Here is a 15,881-nt window from a genome sequence, read left to right on the forward strand (position 1 = left end):
ATTACGCCCAGCGTGGTCTTTACCGGTTAGTGTGCTGATATGGCTCAGTCGGTAGAGCGCATCCTTGGTAAGGATGAGGTCCCCAGTTCGATTCTGGGTATCAGCACCATTAAATAGAAAGCCTCCCTGAAAAAGGGAGGCTTTTTTGCATCTGTCAGTTTTCTTATGTCCCCCTAGATTCCCTATTTCCGCAACCCCCCTCTGCTTGCAGCCGACACTGTTTATCTGCTGGTTTGAGTCCTAATGTGTTACTCATTTGACTGCTATTGATGGTTTTATCCAGATATTTAACCATGATTGATTGACGTAAAACGTTTTACATGTAAAATCCGGCGCGTTTTGCCTATTACGTGGAGAGCGAGCATGGCGCAGGATAACGAATACTGTTTGGGGGCGGTACCCGCCAAAGGGCGTAAAGGTGTGCTGTCGCTGATGCTGGTGATGCTCGGCCTGACCTTCTTCTCTGCCAGCATGTGGACCGGTGGTGCGCTGGGCACCGGGCTGGTGTTTGATGACTTCATCAAGGCGGTACTGCTCGGCAACTTGCTGCTGGGTATCTACACAGCCTGTCTCGGTTATATCGGTGCCTCAACCGGTCTCTCTACCCATCTGTTGGCGCGCTACTCGTTTGGGGTGAAAGGTTCCTGGCTGCCATCCCTGCTGCTGGGCGGTACTCAGGTCGGCTGGTTTGGCGTGGGCGTGGCGATGTTTGCCCTGCCGGTGCAGAAGGCGACCGGCATAGATGTGAACTGGCTGATCGCCATTTCGGGCATTTTGATGACGGTGACCGTCTACTTCGGGATCTCTGCCCTGATGGTGCTGAGCTTTGTGGCCGTACCGGCCATTGCACTGCTCGGTGGCTACTCGGTCTGGCTGGCGGTGACCTCGACCGGTGGCATGGCTGCACTGCAGCAGGTACAACCAAGCAATCCCATCGAGTTCACCACGGCGCTGACCATGGTGGTCGGTTCCTTTATCAGTGCAGGAACCCTGACCGCCGACTTTGTCCGATTTGGTCGCAAACCCTGGGGCGCCGTCATGATTACCATGGTGGCGTTTTTTTTGGGCAACACGCTAATGTTCGTCTTCGGCGCAGCCGGTGCGGCCGTGACCGGTCAGGCCGATATCTCGGAAGTGATGCTGATGCAGGGACTGCTGATCCCCGCCATCCTGGTGTTGGGCCTCAATATCTGGACCACCAACGACAACGCGCTCTATGCCTCCGGCCTCGGTTTTGCCAACATTACCGGCCTCAAGAGCAAGCCGCTCAGCGTGATCAACGGCCTTATCGGTACGGCTTGCGCCCTCTGGCTTTACAACAATTTTGTCGGCTGGCTGGCCTTTTTGAGTACGGCAATTCCGCCGATCGGTGGCATTATCATCATGGATTTCCTGCTCAATCGTGAGCGTTACCGTCAATTTGCCGATCAGCAGTTCGAGACGGTCCGCTGGCAGGCGCTGGTTGCCACGGCAGTCGGGGTGGCTGTCGGCAAGTGGCTGCCGGGCATAGTGCCACTCAACGCGGTATTGGGCGCCGCCTTCACCTATTTCATTCTGGTTCGCCTCACCCAGCGGCCGGTTCTGGTACAGGAAGCTAACAAATGCTGATTCAACATATTCGTTTGGCCGATCGGGAAGGGTTTTGGCAGATCCGCTGTCAGGATGGGGTCATCACAGCCATCGAACCCCATGACGAACATGCCGTCGCCGGTCGGGTGCTGGACGGGGAGGGCGGTCTGGCGATTTCCCCCTTTATCGAACCCCACATTCACCTCGATACCACCCAGACGGCCGGTGAGCCGAGCTGGAACCTCTCCGGCACCCTGTTCGAGGGGATCGAGCGCTGGGCCGAGCGCAAGGCGCTGCTGACCCATGAGGATGTGAAACAGCGCGCCATCCAGACGCTGAAGTGGCAGATCGCCAACGGCATCCAGTTTGTGCGTACTCACGTCGATGTCTCCGATCTCAATCTGGTGGCGCTCAAGGCGATGCTGGAGGTGCGGGAGGAGATGAAGGAGTGGGTGGAGCTGCAGATCGTTGCCTTCCCGCAGGAGGGGATCCTCTCCTACCCGAATGGCAAGGCACTGCTGGAGGAGGCGCTCAAGCTGGGTGCCGACGTGATTGGCGCGATCCCCCACTTCGAGTTTACCCGGGAGTATGGGGTCGAAAGTCTGCACTACATCTTCGATCTTGCCGAGAAGTATCAGGTTCTGGTCGATGTGCACTGCGACGAGATCGATGACGAGCAGTCCCGCTTTATCGAGACGCTGGCGACCCTGGCCTACGAGCGGGGTATCGGTCATAGAGTCACCGCCAGCCACACCACCGCCATGCACTCCTACAACGGCGCTTATGCTTCCCGCCTGTTCCGGCTGCTGAAGATGGCGGACATCAACTTTGTGGCCAATCCGCTGGTGAACATTCACCTGCAGGGACGGTTCGATACCTATCCCAAACGTCGCGGCATTACCCGGGTGAAGGAGATGCTGGAGGCGAACATCAACGTCTGCTTCGGTCACGATGACGTGTTCGATCCCTGGTACCCCATGGGCACCGCCAACATGTTGCAGGTGCTGCACATGGGGCTGCATGTCTGCCAGATCATGGGTTACGAGCAGATCAACGACGGTCTGAAGCTGATCAGCAGCCACAGCGCCCGCACCCTGAACGTGCAGGATCGTTATGGCATAGAGGTGGGCAAACCGGCCAACCTGTTGATCCTGCCTGCCGACAACGGCTTCGATGCGGTGCGCCGTCAGGTGCCGGTGCGTTACTCGATCCGCCACGGCAAGGTGATTGCCCAGACCCGCCCGGCCCAGACCGAGATCGTGCTGGGTGAGCCAGAGCCCATCGATTTTCGCCGCTGAGATTTCAATCAGGCTGGATGACGATTAGTTCCGCCTCTGGGCACAAGGGCCGCCATTGCGACATAATGGCGGCCTGACCCTGAGGGAGTGACACCATGCAAACCTGGTTCTATGTTGCTGCAGGGGGCGCCATCGGCGCCTGCCTTCGTTTTGGGATTGCCGAACTGATGGCCTTGCTGCTGGGGCGCCACTTTCCTTACGGGACTCTGGTGGTCAACGTGGTGGGCTCTTTCATCATGGGGGTAGCGTTCGCCCTCATCAGTCACGGTCATGTGGTAGAACATCCGATGAAGCCGCTGCTGATGGTGGGGATCCTCGGTGCCCTGACTACTTTCTCTTCCTTTGCCCTCGATACGGTGGTGCTGGCTCAACATGGGGCCTATCTGAAAGCGCTGCTCAATATCGGTCTCAATCTCTTCCTCTGTCTGGCCATGGTGGTGCTGGGCATGCAGTTGGTTGCGAGCCGGGTTTAAGGTGTCCGGACGCCAGTGGCTCTGGTAAACTGGCGGCCATTCTTTGCTCTATGGGTGTTTAAGGGATGTCAGAACAAGCAACGACAACGCATTTTGGCTTTAAAACCGTGGCCGCGACCGAGAAGGAAACTCTGGTAGCAGGTGTCTTCCATTCGGTGGCAGCCAAGTATGATCTGATGAACGATCTGATGTCGTTCGGCATCCACCGCCTGTGGAAGCGCTTCACCATCGACTGTTCCGGTGTGCGCAAGGGCCAGAAGGTGCTGGATCTGGCCGGTGGTACCGGTGACTTGACCGCCAAGTTCTCCCGCATCGTCGGCGAGACCGGTCAGGTGGTGCTGGCGGATATCAACGATTCCATGCTGAAAGTGGGCCGCGACAAGCTGCGTAATCTGGGGGTCGCCAACAACGTCTCCTACGTGCAGGCCAATGCCGAGGCGCTCCCCTTCCCGGATAACCACTTCGACGTCATCACCATCGGCTTCGGCCTGCGCAACGTCACCGACAAGGACAAGGCGCTCGCCTCCATGTTCCGGGTGCTCAAGCCGGGTGGCCGTCTGCTGGTGCTGGAGTTCTCCAAGCCGGTCAGCGAAGTGATCGCCAAGCTCTATGACCTCTACTCCTTCAAACTGCTGCCGAAAATGGGCGAAATCGTCGCGAACGACAGTGAAAGCTACAAATATCTGGCAGAGTCCATCCGCATGCACCCGGATCAGCAGACCCTGGCCGGCATGATGGAAAATGTCGGGTTCGAGCAGGTGGAGTACTTCAATCTGACTCAGGGTGTGGTCGCCCTGCACCGCGGTTACAAGTTTTAAGGTTGCCTATGCCGATGGATGCCATGGTCACCGCGGTGATCGAAACCAGCCTCAACCAGTTGCTGGCGCTGGACAAACAGAGTCCGGAGCGGCTGCGCAAACTGGTGGGCAAGGTGCTAAAGCTGGAGCTGCGTGAACTCAAGCCGCTCTGGTTCGTCTTCTCCGAGCGTCGGCTGGATGTGCTGGCCCAGCATGAAGGGGAGGCCGATGCGGTGCTCAGTCTGTCGCTGACCGCCCTCGGTCTGCTGAAAGACCCTTCCGCCCTGACCCGTTATATCCGCGAGGAGAAACTGGATCTGAGCGGTGATCCCCAGCTGGTGCAGGCATTCAGCGTACTGCTGGGTGAGCTGGATATCGACTGGGAGGAGGAGCTGTCGCGCTATACCGGCGACGTGCTGGCCCACACCCTGTTCAGTGGTGCCCGTCAGGCGCGTCGTCTGGTCGGTCGCGAGCTGTGCCGCACCCGCAGCCAGCTGGCGGAATATCTGACCGAAGAGGCCCGCCTCGCCCCCGGCCCGCTGGAAGTGGCGAGTTTCAACGATGACGTCGAGGTGCTGGCCCAGCAGCTCAAGGCCGTCGAACTGCGGCTGGCCCGCTTCGAACAGCAGGTGACCTGATGACCCCGAAGGAGTTCAAACGCCTCTATCGCATCATCACCATCCTGCTGGAGCAGGGCATCGACGAACTGGTGCCCGCCCGCTATCAACCCTGGCCGGGTCGTCTGGCCCGTCGCTCCCTGTTCTGGCTCAAGAACAAACAACCGGATCTCAGCCGCGGTGCCCGCATCCGCCTCGCCTTCGAGGCACTTGGTCCCATCTTCATCAAGTTTGGCCAGATGCTCTCGACCCGCCGCGACCTGCTGCCGCCGGATATCGCCGAGGAGCTGGCTCTGCTGCAGGACAGGGTGCCCCCCTTCTGTGGTCAGGCGGCGCGCCAGCAGATCGAGCTGAGCCTGGGTTGTCCCATCGAGACCCTGTTTGACGACTTCGACGAGACGCCGCTGGCGTCGGCTTCCATCGCGCAGGTGCATACCGCCCGCTTGAAGGAGAGTGGCCGCGAGATCGTCATCAAGGTGATCCGTCCCGACATCGAGCCTGTCATCGAAGCCGACCTGCGACTGATGCAGGCGCTGGCCCGTCTGGTGGCCCGTTTTGTGCCCCAGAGCGCGCGGCTGCGACCCATCGAGGTGGTGGAGGAGTATCGCAAGACCATCCTCGACGAGCTCAATCTGATGCGCGAAGCGGCCAACGCTATCCAGCTGCGCCGCAACTTCACCGGCTCCGAGGCGCTCTATGTGCCTGAAATCATTACCGACCTCTGCCGCGAGCAGGTGCTGGTGATGGAGCGGATCTACGGTATTCCGGTCTCCGATATACCGGCGCTGGAAGCCAACGGCACCAATATGAAGCTGCTGGCCGAGCGCGGGGTGGAGGTCTTCTTCACCCAGGTGTTCCGCGACAGCTTCTTCCACGCCGATATGCACCCGGGCAACATCTTCGTCTCTTACGAACATCCGGAAAACCCGCTCTGGATCGGCATCGACTGCGGCATCGTCGGTACCCTCAATCGGGAAGACAAACGCTATCTGGCGGAGAACTTCCTCGCCTTCTTCAACCGAGACTATCGTAGGGTGGCGGAGCTGCACGTGGAGTCGGGCTGGGTACCGGCAGACACCAAGGTGGACGAGTTCGAGTTCGCCATTCGCACCGTGCTGGAGCCCATCTTCGAGAAGCCGCTCTCCGAGATCTCGTTTGGTCACGTGCTGCTCAACCTGTTCAACACCGCGCGTCGCTTCCATATGACGGTGCAGCCGCAGCTGGTGCTGCTGCAAAAGACCCTGCTCTATGTGGAAGGGTTGGGGCGTCAGCTCTACCCGCAGCTCGATTTGTGGCAGACCGCCAAGCCGTTCCTCGAGAACTGGATGCACGAACAGGTCGGGCCCAAGTCGGTATTGAACGCCATCAAGGAGAAGGCGCCATTCTGGGCGGAGAAGCTGCCGGAGCTGCCGGAGCTGGTCTATGAGACTCTGCGCCAGACCCGTCATCAGCAGCGTCATTTCGACCAGATGTTTGCCGAGTTCCGCCGTCACAGCCGTCGGCAGGGGCAGGCCCGCTACCTCTTAGGGGTTGGAGCCAGCCTGCTATTGGCGGGTGTATTCTTGCTGACCCAAAAACAACACATTGAGTGGGGACAAGCCAGTCTCGCCGGTGCAGCCTTCTGCTGGCTGGTCGGCTGGTTGCGAACCCGTTCCCATTAATCAACAACCGCGCCGTCAGGCGCCTGTTCTGGAGAGAAAATCATGGGTGGTATCAGTATTTGGCAATTGTTGATCATTGCAGTCATCGTCGTGCTGCTGTTCGGTACCAAGAAACTGCGCGGCATTGGCGGAGATCTGGGCGCGGCTGTCAAAGGGTTCAAGAAAGCCCTCTCCGACGAGCCGGCTGATGCCAAGGCCGAGCAGAAAGATGCCGAGTTTCCCCCGAAACAGCTGAACGAAGCGGCCACTCAGAGCAGTGAGACCGCCAAACAGAAAGACAAAGACCAGGCCTAAGCCATGTTCGATATCGGTTTTTGGGAGCTGGTCGTTATCGGTGTGGTAGCACTGGTGGTACTGGGGCCCGAGCGGCTGCCGGTTGCCATCCGCACGGCTACCCACTGGATCCGCCTCATTCGTTCGACCGCGAACTCGGTCAAGTCCGAGCTGGAGCAGGAGCTCAAGTTGCAAGAGCTGCATAACGACCTCAAGAAGGCGGAACAGTTGCAGATGAGCAACCTGAGCCCCGAGCTGCAGGAGTCCATCGAACAGCTCAAGGCGGCGGCCCTGTCGGTCAATCGCCCCTATCAGGTGGAGAACGAGATCCGTCCGCCGCGCCCCGATCCGGTCGCCCAGGCTGAGCCTGCCACGCCGGTGGAGCCTGCGGTGCAGCTGAGCCACGACGTGCCGCCGGTCAATAGCCAGCGAGAGAGTGAGCCGGTGCCGGTCAGCGATTCCGCAGTAAAAGGGGAGGTGAAGCCATGAGTCAGGCCGAACAACCCCTGATCAGCCATCTGGTTGAGCTGAGAACCCGCTTGCTGCGCTCCATTACCGCCATTCTGGTGGTGTTTCTGGCGCTGATCTACTTCTCCAACAACATCTACGACTTCGTGGCCCAGCCGCTGCTCAGCCAGCTGCCGGAAGGGACCAGCATGATAGCGACGGATGTGGCGACCCCCTTCCTGACGCCGATCAAGCTGACCCTGGTGGTCTCCTTCTTCGTGGCGATCCCCTATCTGCTCTATCAGGCCTGGGCCTTTATCGCCCCCGGTCTGTACCAGCATGAGCGGCGCCTGATCATGCCGTTGGTGGTCTCCAGTGCCCTGCTGTTCTATGCGGGGATGGCGTTCGCCTATTACGTGGTGTTCCCGTTGGTGTTCGGTTTCTTCACCAGTACCGCCCCTGCCGGGGTGACGGTGGCGACCGACATCGCCAGCTATCTGGACTTCGTACTGACCCTGTTCTTCGCGTTCGGGGTGGCGTTCGAAATTCCGGTGGCCACCATACTGCTCTGCTGGACCGGCGTGACCACACCGCAAAACCTGAAGGAGAAACGTCCCTACGTCATCGTCGGGGTGTTTGTGGTCGGCATGCTGCTGACGCCGCCTGATGTCTTCTCCCAGACCCTGCTCGCCATTCCGATGTGGGCGCTGTGGGAGATAGGTCTGTTCTTCGCCCGCTTCTACGTGAAGAAAGAGGATGAAGAGCAACAGGAACAACCGGATGTGGAGAGCTGAGGCTCTGTTCGTCACCTGTTTGCCGGACGGCGAGAGGATGACTAAGTCCGCAGGAATAGCAGAACGAGGGGAGCTTAGGCTCCCTTCCTCTTTTCATGCTCCCATTCGAGGCGTATGGTAAGACCCCATTCGGTAGATGGTTTTCAAATACCTGATATGTATTCCTTTTGTTCGGAACGTCTCATTCCATGATCGATATCGGTTTAAACCTGACCAGCAGCCAGTTCGCCGGCGAGCAGGCTGAGCTGGTGGCCCGTGCCCGCGCCGCCGGAGTGGAAGCGCTGATCCTCACCGGTACCGATCTGGCTGGCAGCCGCGAGAGCGCCGGGTTGGCCGCCCGTTGGCCGGGCTACTGCTTCTCCACTGCCGGGGTACACCCTCACGATGCCAAGAGTGTCGATGAGGCGACCCTGCCCGCCTTGCGCGAGCTGGCAGCCTTGCCGCAGGTGGTGGCTATCGGCGAGTGCGGTCTCGACTACAACCGCGACTTCTCCCCCCGTCCGGTGCAGGATGCGGTATTCGACGCCCAGCTGGCACTGGCCGCCGAGCTTGGGATGCCGGTGTTCCTTCACTGTCGCGATGCCCACGCCCGTTTTATCGAGATCCTCCGTCCCTGGTTGCCGAAACTACCGGGAGCCGTGCTGCACTGCTTCACCGGCTCCGATGAGGAGCTGGACGAGTGTCTGGCGCTGGGGCTGCATATAGGGGTGACTGGCTGGCTCTGCGACGAACGCCGCGGCCAGCTGCTGCGCGAGCAGGTGGCCCGTATTCCAGCTGGCCGCCTGATGATCGAGACCGACGCCCCCTATCTGGTGCCGCGGGATCTGAAACCGCGTCCGAAGCGCAACGAACCTGCATTTTTGCCGCACATCGCCCAGGTGGTGGCGGCCTGTCGTGGTGAAGCGCCCGAGGCCTTGCTGGCCCATACCCGGGCCACCTCCGCCGCGTTCTTCCAACTTCCTCTCCAGGAGTGATTCATGGCTACAACTCTTCCGGGCGCCTTTCCGGGTCGCCGCCTGCGCCGTCTGCGCAAACATGATTTCAGCCGTCGTCTGGTGCGCGAGAACGTACTGACCGTCAACGATCTCATCTATCCGGTGTTCGTGCTGGAGGGGGAGAACCGTCGGGAAGCCGTTCCCTCCATGCCGGGGGTAGAGCGTCTCTCCATCGATCTGCTGCTGATCGAGGCTGCCGAGCTGGTGGAGCTGGGCGTGCCTGCCATTGCCCTGTTCCCGGTGACTCCGCTGGAGAGCAAGAGCCTGATGGCGGAAGAGGCCTACAACCCGAACGGGCTGGCCCAGCGCACCGTGCGCGCTCTCAAGGCTCGCTTCCCGGAGCTCGGGGTGATCACCGACGTGGCGCTCGATCCGTTCACCACCCACGGGCAGGACGGCATCATAGATGACGAAGGCTATGTGCTGAACGACATCACCACCGAGATCCTGATCAAGCAGGCGCTCTCCCATGCCGAGGCCGGGGTCGATATCGTGGCGCCGTCCGATATGATGGATGGTCGCATCGGCGCCATCCGTGCCGCGCTGGAAGAGAACGGCTTCATCAACACCCAGATCATGGCCTACTCCGCCAAGTACGCCTCCTGCTACTACGGCCCATTCCGCGATGCGGTTGGCTCTGCCGGCAACCTCGGCAAGAGCAACAAGGCCACCTATCAGATGGATCCAGCCAATAGTAACGAAGCCCTGCACGAAGTGGCGCTGGATATTCAGGAAGGGGCCGACAGCGTGATGGTCAAGCCGGGTATGCCCTATCTGGACGTGGTTCGTCAGGTGAAGGATCAGTTCGGCGTGCCGACTTTCGCCTATCAGGTCAGCGGCGAGTACGCCATGCACATGGCGGCGATCCAGAATGGCTGGCTGAAAGAGAAGGAGACCATCATGGAGTCTCTGCTTTGCTTCAAGCGGGCCGGTGCCGATGGCATCCTCACCTACTTCGCCAAGCGCGTGGCGCAGTGGTTGAAGGAAGATGCCCGTTAAGCCGGGTTGAAGAGATAAACGAGAGGGGGAGCCGATGGCTCCCCCTCTGTCGTTATGGCTCTCTTTTGGTCACGAGCGGATGATTACAGCTTGGTCCAGGCATCGCTCCAGGCGCTGCCGGTACCCGGCGCATAGTGGCTGGTCGAGCCGCCACACCAGCCACTATAGGGCCAGGGTTTGCACTCGTAGTCGCCACCGGCATTGCTGACCCGTTCGCCACTCTGATAAGCGGTGCCCGCAACATAGGCCGGGTAGCTGCCGTTACCATCGTTACTGTCACCACCCGGAGCCTGTTCCACCAATGCCAGGGTGAAGCGGCGCTCGAAGCCCTGCTTGCTCCCCTCAGCCATGCCCGCCAGCAGCAGCTCGTAACTGCCGGCCGTTAGGCCCGACTGCGTCAGCTGCAGGGAACCCTGACCATCGATCAGAGCGCTGCCGGTGGCGACCGGATTGCCATCCTGCAACAGGGTCGCTGTGACGGTCACCGGGTTGGCGGTGGTCAGCGTCAGGCTGAAGTCGAGCGCGCCGTTAACGATGGAATATTCAGACGCTAGGTCGGTGACGGTGAAGTCACTGCTGCTACCGGTAGTGGGCAGAATGAAGTCTCCGCTCAGGTAGGTCAGACCGGTCCAGCCGGAGCTGGTCAGCCAGTGCTTGCCATTGGTCTGATAGACGTTGGGCAACTGGGTGCACTGTTTGTTGTCATTGACGAAGCCGATACCGTAAAAGCCCGCCACATTCTTGTAGCAGAGCTGGCGACCATTCTGGTGCAGCACTGGCTGGTCCAGCTTGCCCTTGTGGTGGAGTGACAGCCAGTCAAACTGGTTGATGGCCGAGACCAGCGGCACAAACTGGCCATCGGGCTGACGATAGCGGATCAGGGATCCGGCATCACAGAGCAGACCATCTGCCTGCTGTTCGACGTAGCCGTAGTACTGCTCGCCATCCTGGAAGGTGAATCGGCAGAGATTGCTTTTCTCCGACTCCTTGGGGATCCAGCCCATCAGCAGTCGCTCCTGATTGTTCAGGGCCGCCAGCTGCCCGGCACTGAAGTCGCTGCCGTTGGCTACCCAGCCTTGCGGCATGGTAGAGAATTGCATGAAGTAGTGGTCGGTATAGTACATGTGGCTATCAGCGCGATGCTTGCGAGCCCCCTGGCTGACCGAGTTGTAGCGATAGATGTCGTTTTCCGGCTTGTGGAAGCCGTTGAGATCATCGTCCAGATAAGGCAGGTCGCCCTTGCGGATATGGTAGTTGGCCATGCCCGTCATTAGCGGATGCCAGCCGTGGCTGCCACGGGCAAACGCGCTCTCATGGCTGTAGGACTTCCCATCGAAGCCGTGGCCAAATTCGTGGGCAATGATGCCCCAGCTGCCGTAGTAGTGGCTGACAAAGTTAAAGGTATCGACCCCGGTGATGCCACCACTCCCCAGCCCGCCCCCCATGGCGGTGATCCCCAGATTGAGGTAGGGGCGCTTCATCAGGCTGTGGTAGTAGTAGTCATAATCGGCTGCCGTAAAGATCCCGCTCGGCACATAGCTGTTGCCGCCATTGCCGAACATCTCGTAGCCGTTCACCGTCTTGAAGTTGTACCAGACTTGTTTGAACTCCTCGGTCGAGACCATGTAGGCCAGGTTGGTGGCGATGATCAGCCACTCGCGGGCGTAGAGGGCATTGATGGGGCGCCAGGAGCCGCTGGTGTTGGTGGCGAAGCGCACGTTCCAGCTTGGCTTGAGGCGTGCCAGCTTCTGGGCAAACGGATCCGAGTTGGAGCTGAACCTGTGCTCGAACTGGGCAGGCAGATTGATGCTGTTGTCGAGCAGGTTGTTGAGATCAAACACACCATCGCGGCTGGCGCTGTTGAAGCGTCCCTGTTCGCCAAAGGCGCTCAGTGGCAGGGTGATTTGGGCATAGGCGGGCAGGCGATCGAGCTGGCCCAGGATCAGCCACTTGTTGATACCGTTCAGGCGTGACTCGATATTGATGTCATGCAGCTCTCTGGCGGCATAGTTGGTGATGCGCACCGTGTCGTTATCAAGCAGCTCGGTCTTGACCAGCGAATTGATGTTGACCGAACGCTGGGCGCGATCGATCAGCACCTCGTAGGGTTCGTCATTGCGCAGTATGTAGCTGACTGCGGTCGGCATCAGCTGATCGAAGATCAGCGGGCGAGCCGGCAACTGCTCGTCGGCCGTGAAGCTGATCTCCTTGCTCAGCAGCTGGTTGAAACCCAGGCCGCGTTCGTTGGCGGTGACAAGTGCCGAGCCCGCCAGCTGGAGATCTTTCAGCGCCGCCACGGGCTGCTGGTTGATCTCCCGAACAGTAAAGGTCGGGTTCTTGAACTGAAAGTCGTTGGCGATCAGGGTATCGACATCATGCCATTCGATGCGGTCCTTGAAGTTCACCACCAGTCGATCGCCATCCATGTCGATTTTTTGCAGATTGCTGTCTGCGATCACCTGCTCAGGCGCCAGCGGTGTGTTGCTGGCGATGGCATCAGCCAGTTTGCGCAGGTCATAGATGTAGTAGTTTTTGCCTGCGGTGTGGGCCAGCAGATAGTCACCCACCTGATGGAGTTGCACCAGACGGTGGCTGTATTTTCCTTCAAAGGCGAGCCGACCGGCGATGGGGGTCTTGAGGCTGTTCTCCGGCGTCACATCCTGCTGGCGGTAGACCTTGATCTCGCTCAGCGCATCGGCCACCAGCACGTAATCCTGGTTGGCAAAGACGGCCTGGGCGCGGTGCAGGCTGTTGCTGCCGGAATCCCGACCGGTTCCCAGGGTGGTGACATGGCGATGTTCATCGGCCAGATCGAAGATATCGACCCGGTGCGAGTAGCGCGAGACCACGTAGAGCAGGTTGTTGCGGACAAACAGTTCACTGACCTGGCTGTAGGCCGTGGCACTGCCGGTTGCGGTGCCGCGGATCTCGCCAATCTGCTGGCGGCTCGGGATATCGATAATGGCCACATGGCCCGGATTGCCGTTCTGGCTGACATAGAGCCGATCCTGATAGCGCTCGACCGCCGTAATCAGGCTGGCGTCCAGCCCCAGCTGGTCGGCCGCCAGCTCCTCGCCTTTGTCCAGATATTGCAGCGAGGTGGCAAACGAGTTGACGCTGCAGGAGCTGGTCTCCATCACCACCCGGGTGCGTTCGCCATTCTGGATCTGGCCGTGGGGGAAGTACTCCAGCAGACAGCCGTTGCCGTAGTCATAGTTGCCAAAGCGTTTGTTGACCGCTACGACCCCACCGTCGTACCAGGTCAGCTCCCACTCCTCATCGAAGAAATCAAAGACGTTACGAATGGCTGTTTCGTCGAAAAAGTGGGGTTTGGGCAGATCGAACAGGATGTGGTTATCCGCCGTCAGCGGGTAGAGCAGGCCGTTGATGGCAAGGTGGCGCTTGCCATCCTTGATGATCACGTTCTGCTCGTCAGCCGCACTCTGATGCAGCGCGGCGAGACGTGCCGTCATCTGTTCGTAGTGCTCCTGATAGGTTTGTTTGAAATAGGCTTGTTCGCGCTCATCGGCCACGACATGGGCCGACAGCAGCAAACCGAGCAGGGTGGCAAGCTTGGTGGTTCTTGGCATGGTGATTTCCTTATCTTGGTTGTTGTTGGATGTTTTTGGGTGGTTGGCAAGCATGTAAAAGAGAGGGGCTAACCCGTCCGGGTCAGTGCATCCTGCCCATCGGCAGCGTGGCCGACGGGCAGGATATGGGCGGGGGCCTGTCGGCCCCCGTTAGTGGTTGGGGCAAGGTCAGAGCTTGATCCAGGCATCGCTCCAGGCAGAGCCGGTACCCGGCGCATAGTGGCTGGTCGAGCCGCCACACCAGCCGCTGTAGGGCCAGGGTTTGCACTCGTAGTTGCCACCGGCATTGCTGACCCGATCACCGGCCTGATAGCCGGTGTTGGGGGCGTAGGCCGGGTAGTCACCTTCGCCACCGCTGCTGCTTTCTTCGGTCAGCGCAACCGGGAAGCGCTGCACCACCGGCTGCTGGCCGTCAGCCAGACCGGTGATCACCACTTCGTAGCTGCCATCGGTGACATTGCTGCCCTGCAGCACCAGGGTGCTGGTGCCGTTCACCTGGCTGCTGGTGGTACCGTGGCTGAGTCCGCTCTGCTCCAGAGTTGCGGTGATCTGTACCGGGTTGGCGGTGGTCACGTTGAAACGGATGCTGACCTGACCGTTGACTATGGTGTACTCGCTCGCCATGGCGCTGACGGTGAAGTCGCTGCTGCCTTCGGCGGGTGGCGTTGTGCCGCCGCAGTCGCTGTCGCCCTGTACGCGCCAGACGCCCCAGTCACCCGTGGTGCCCGGCTCTTCGTTCTGGGTCCACCAGCCAGCCAGCCAGTTCTTGCCGTTGTGGCTGACGATGTCGCCGCCCACGTAGACCTTCTTGGCATCCCAACTGTTTTCACAGACGGCGCCCTGCTCCCTGACGGTCACGTTGCGCTGCTGGGTTACCTGCTGACCGGCGCTGTCGCTCACCTGATAGGTGAGGGTGTAGCGGCCGACCTTGCTGCTGTCGACGTTGCCGCTGACCTTGATTTGGGCGGTCAGGTCGCCATCTTCTTCATCATGGGCGCTGACGCCGGTCATCGGATCGAAAGCGGTACCCAGTTCCAGCGTGGTGTCGGTGACACCGCTGAACACCGGCTTCATGCTGTAGACCTCGATGGTGCGTACCTGCTCGGTGACGTTGTTGTCGCGATCGCTCACCTTGTAGGTGAGGGGGTAGAGGCCGATGCGCTGGCTGTCTACCGATCCTTCCACCTGGATCTGGCCAGTCAGGTCGCCATCTTCCTTGTCGTTGGCGCTGACCCCGGCCAGCGGATCAAAGGCAGTACCCTGCTTGATGCGGGTATCGCTCAGGCCGCTGAACACCGGCTTGCCGTTGTCGACCGGGGGCGTGATCTCCTGATCGTGGATGAAGGGGCCGTAGCTCTTTATGAAGGATTCGTTGTAGGACTGACCGGCGGCGTTGCGGCCCATGTCCCAGTTGATGGACCAGGTCATCACGCCACGCAGCGGTTGCCCCTCGCTCTTCAGGCGGTTGAAGGCGTTGTAGAGCTTCTGCGGATCCTGCACATAGCCAGTGGCTGCGGCGTCAATGTTGGTCGGAATACCGAACACCAGCTTGTCATGGGGGATCTTGTAGAAGCCGCGGGTACCGTTGCTCAGCGAATCCGCCATGTAGTAGATGAACTCTTCTTTCAGGGCATCGTTGTTCTGGGCAATCCAGCCGATGCCATCGATGTAGATACCGTCGCCACCCTGGTTGTAGAACTGGGGGTTGATCCAGTCGTAGTACCCTTCCAGATTGCGGATATAGGGGATGTAGGCGCCAGTCTGGGTCAGATAGGGGAACTCCGGCGCCATGGTGATGAGGAAGTTTTTCCCCTGGGCGCGGTAGTGATCCTTGACCAGACGCAGGGCTGCCGGGATCACGGTCTGGTTGTCGGCGGCGGTGATGGCGGACTGCTCCAGATCGATATCCAGCCCGTCGAAGCCGTAGGTCTCCACCAGACGGATGATCTCGTCGGCAAAGGCCTGCTCCTGACCCTTGCGCAGCTCGATGTGTGCATCGGCACCGCCCAGCGCCAGCAGCACGGCACGGCCCTGACGGTTCAGCTCGGCGATCTGCTCGATAAACTGGCTTTCGCTCATGCCGATGGCCGGGTCGAGTTTGAAGGTGGGGATGGGATCGCTGCCATAGACCTTCATGAAGGAGACATCGACCACGTTGTATTGCGGGTTGACCTGATCGAGCTTGACGCAGGGGGCGATACCGCCCTTGTAGCCCGAGCCGTCACACCAGTTGTGCCAGTAGCCGACCACTACGCCGGACTGGGGGTTGACCATCGCCTGACCGGCACTGGCGGCATATGCCATGGGGGTGCCCATGCCGAGCAGGCAGCCAAGCAGGGATAATTTGAGTTTGTTCATTGTCTCTCCG

Annotated in this window: 13 protein-coding genes and 1 tRNA gene; 12 read left to right on the top strand and 2 right to left on the bottom strand. The window is 60.0% G+C overall.

The window, feature by feature from the left end; all coding sequences use genetic code 11:
- Positions 1 to 33: 33 nt before the first annotated feature.
- The 12 genes from ACB040_RS15785 to hemB all read left to right on the top strand — a co-directional run bounded on the left by ACB040_RS15785 (position 34) and on the right by hemB (position 9,923).
- Positions 34 to 109 (top strand) — tRNA-Thr (locus tag ACB040_RS15785).
- A gap of 254 nt (positions 110 to 363) precedes the next feature.
- On the top strand, positions 364 to 1,608 hold the full coding sequence (gene codB / locus ACB040_RS15790) for a cytosine permease (RefSeq protein WP_069556499.1): 1,245 nt from the start codon (positions 364 to 366) through the stop codon (positions 1,606 to 1,608).
- The gene (locus ACB040_RS15795) at positions 1,602 to 2,867 is read left to right on the top strand and encodes a cytosine deaminase (protein ID WP_371155560.1); all 1,266 of its coding nucleotides are present in this window, start codon (positions 1,602 to 1,604) and stop codon (positions 2,865 to 2,867) included. Before codB ends, ACB040_RS15795 begins: the two co-directional genes overlap by 7 nt.
- Positions 2,868 to 2,962: 95 nt before the next feature.
- On the top strand, positions 2,963 to 3,340 hold the full coding sequence (gene crcB / locus ACB040_RS15800) for a fluoride efflux transporter CrcB (RefSeq protein ID WP_005339378.1): 378 nt from the start codon (positions 2,963 to 2,965) through the stop codon (positions 3,338 to 3,340).
- A 65-nt stretch (positions 3,341 to 3,405) separates the two neighbouring features.
- A complete protein-coding gene (gene ubiE, locus ACB040_RS15805) occupies positions 3,406 to 4,158 on the top strand; it encodes a bifunctional demethylmenaquinone methyltransferase/2-methoxy-6-polyprenyl-1,4-benzoquinol methylase UbiE (protein WP_005342396.1) in 753 nt (250 codons plus the stop codon).
- Positions 4,159 to 4,166: 8 nt separating this feature from the next.
- Entirely contained in the window at positions 4,167 to 4,775 is a 609-nt protein-coding gene (locus ACB040_RS15810) for an SCP2 domain-containing protein (protein WP_005339380.1), read from the top strand.
- The gene (ubiB, locus tag ACB040_RS15815) at positions 4,775 to 6,415 is read left to right on the top strand and encodes a ubiquinone biosynthesis regulatory protein kinase UbiB (protein ID WP_139433811.1); all 1,641 of its coding nucleotides are present in this window, start codon (positions 4,775 to 4,777) and stop codon (positions 6,413 to 6,415) included. Before ACB040_RS15810 ends, ubiB begins: the two co-directional genes overlap by 1 nt.
- Before the next feature lie 42 nt (positions 6,416 to 6,457).
- On the top strand, positions 6,458 to 6,709 hold the full coding sequence (gene tatA, locus ACB040_RS15820) for a Sec-independent protein translocase subunit TatA (protein WP_005339385.1): 252 nt from the start codon (positions 6,458 to 6,460) through the stop codon (positions 6,707 to 6,709).
- A 3-nt stretch (positions 6,710 to 6,712) separates the two neighbouring features.
- A complete protein-coding gene (gene tatB, locus ACB040_RS15825) occupies positions 6,713 to 7,177 on the top strand; it encodes a Sec-independent protein translocase protein TatB (protein ID WP_252413420.1) in 465 nt (154 codons plus the stop codon).
- Positions 7,174 to 7,929: a twin-arginine translocase subunit TatC gene (gene tatC / locus ACB040_RS15830; RefSeq protein WP_040098487.1), complete on the top strand. Its 756-nt coding sequence runs from the start codon at positions 7,174 to 7,176 to the stop codon at positions 7,927 to 7,929. Before tatB ends, tatC begins: the two co-directional genes overlap by 4 nt.
- Positions 7,930 to 8,117: 188 nt before the next feature.
- Positions 8,118 to 8,903: a TatD family hydrolase gene (locus ACB040_RS15835; protein WP_071914751.1), complete on the top strand. Its 786-nt coding sequence runs from the start codon at positions 8,118 to 8,120 to the stop codon at positions 8,901 to 8,903.
- Positions 8,904 to 8,906: 3 nt separating this feature from the next.
- Positions 8,907 to 9,923 carry a porphobilinogen synthase gene (gene hemB / locus ACB040_RS15840; protein ID WP_005339394.1) on the top strand — a complete coding sequence of 339 codons (1,017 nt, stop codon included), beginning with the start codon at positions 8,907 to 8,909 and terminating at the stop codon, positions 9,921 to 9,923.
- 83 nt (positions 9,924 to 10,006) lie between these two features.
- On the opposite strand, the gene ACB040_RS15845 is transcribed toward hemB, so the two are convergent.
- Both ACB040_RS15845 and ACB040_RS15850 read right to left on the bottom strand, forming a co-directional pair.
- Positions 10,007 to 13,513 carry a hypothetical protein gene (locus tag ACB040_RS15845; RefSeq protein WP_371155554.1) on the bottom strand — a complete coding sequence of 1,169 codons (3,507 nt, stop codon included), beginning with the start codon at positions 13,511 to 13,513 and terminating at the stop codon, positions 10,007 to 10,009.
- A gap of 168 nt (positions 13,514 to 13,681) precedes the next feature.
- The gene (locus tag ACB040_RS15850) at positions 13,682 to 15,871 is read right to left on the bottom strand and encodes an immunoglobulin-like domain-containing protein (RefSeq protein ID WP_371155552.1); all 2,190 of its coding nucleotides are present in this window, start codon (positions 15,869 to 15,871) and stop codon (positions 13,682 to 13,684) included.
- Between the last annotated feature and the right edge of the window lie 10 nt (positions 15,872 to 15,881).

The organism is Aeromonas sp. S11(2024), assembly GCF_041402345.1.
GTDB lineage: Bacteria > Pseudomonadota > Gammaproteobacteria > Enterobacterales > Aeromonadaceae > Aeromonas > Aeromonas veronii.

Coding starts and splice junctions, on each gene's coding strand:
- tatC (WP_040098487.1), top strand. CDS start 7,174: ATGAGTCAGGCCGAACAACCCCTGATCAGCCATCTGGTTGAGCTGAGA.
- tatA (WP_005339385.1), top strand. CDS start 6,458: ATGGGTGGTATCAGTATTTGGCAATTGTTGATCATTGCAGTCATCGTC.
- codB (WP_069556499.1), top strand. CDS start 364: ATGGCGCAGGATAACGAATACTGTTTGGGGGCGGTACCCGCCAAAGGG.
- ACB040_RS15845 (WP_371155554.1), bottom strand. CDS start 13,513: ATGCCAAGAACCACCAAGCTTGCCACCCTGCTCGGTTTGCTGCTGTCG.
- ubiE (WP_005342396.1), top strand. CDS start 3,406: ATGTCAGAACAAGCAACGACAACGCATTTTGGCTTTAAAACCGTGGCC.
- ACB040_RS15835 (WP_071914751.1), top strand. CDS start 8,118: ATGATCGATATCGGTTTAAACCTGACCAGCAGCCAGTTCGCCGGCGAG.
- ACB040_RS15850 (WP_371155552.1), bottom strand. CDS start 15,871: ATGAACAAACTCAAATTATCCCTGCTTGGCTGCCTGCTCGGCATGGGC.
- hemB (WP_005339394.1), top strand. CDS start 8,907: ATGGCTACAACTCTTCCGGGCGCCTTTCCGGGTCGCCGCCTGCGCCGT.
- ubiB (WP_139433811.1), top strand. CDS start 4,775: ATGACCCCGAAGGAGTTCAAACGCCTCTATCGCATCATCACCATCCTG.
- crcB (WP_005339378.1), top strand. CDS start 2,963: ATGCAAACCTGGTTCTATGTTGCTGCAGGGGGCGCCATCGGCGCCTGC.
- ACB040_RS15795 (WP_371155560.1), top strand. CDS start 1,602: ATGCTGATTCAACATATTCGTTTGGCCGATCGGGAAGGGTTTTGGCAG.
- tatB (WP_252413420.1), top strand. CDS start 6,713: ATGTTCGATATCGGTTTTTGGGAGCTGGTCGTTATCGGTGTGGTAGCA.
- ACB040_RS15810 (WP_005339380.1), top strand. CDS start 4,167: ATGCCGATGGATGCCATGGTCACCGCGGTGATCGAAACCAGCCTCAAC.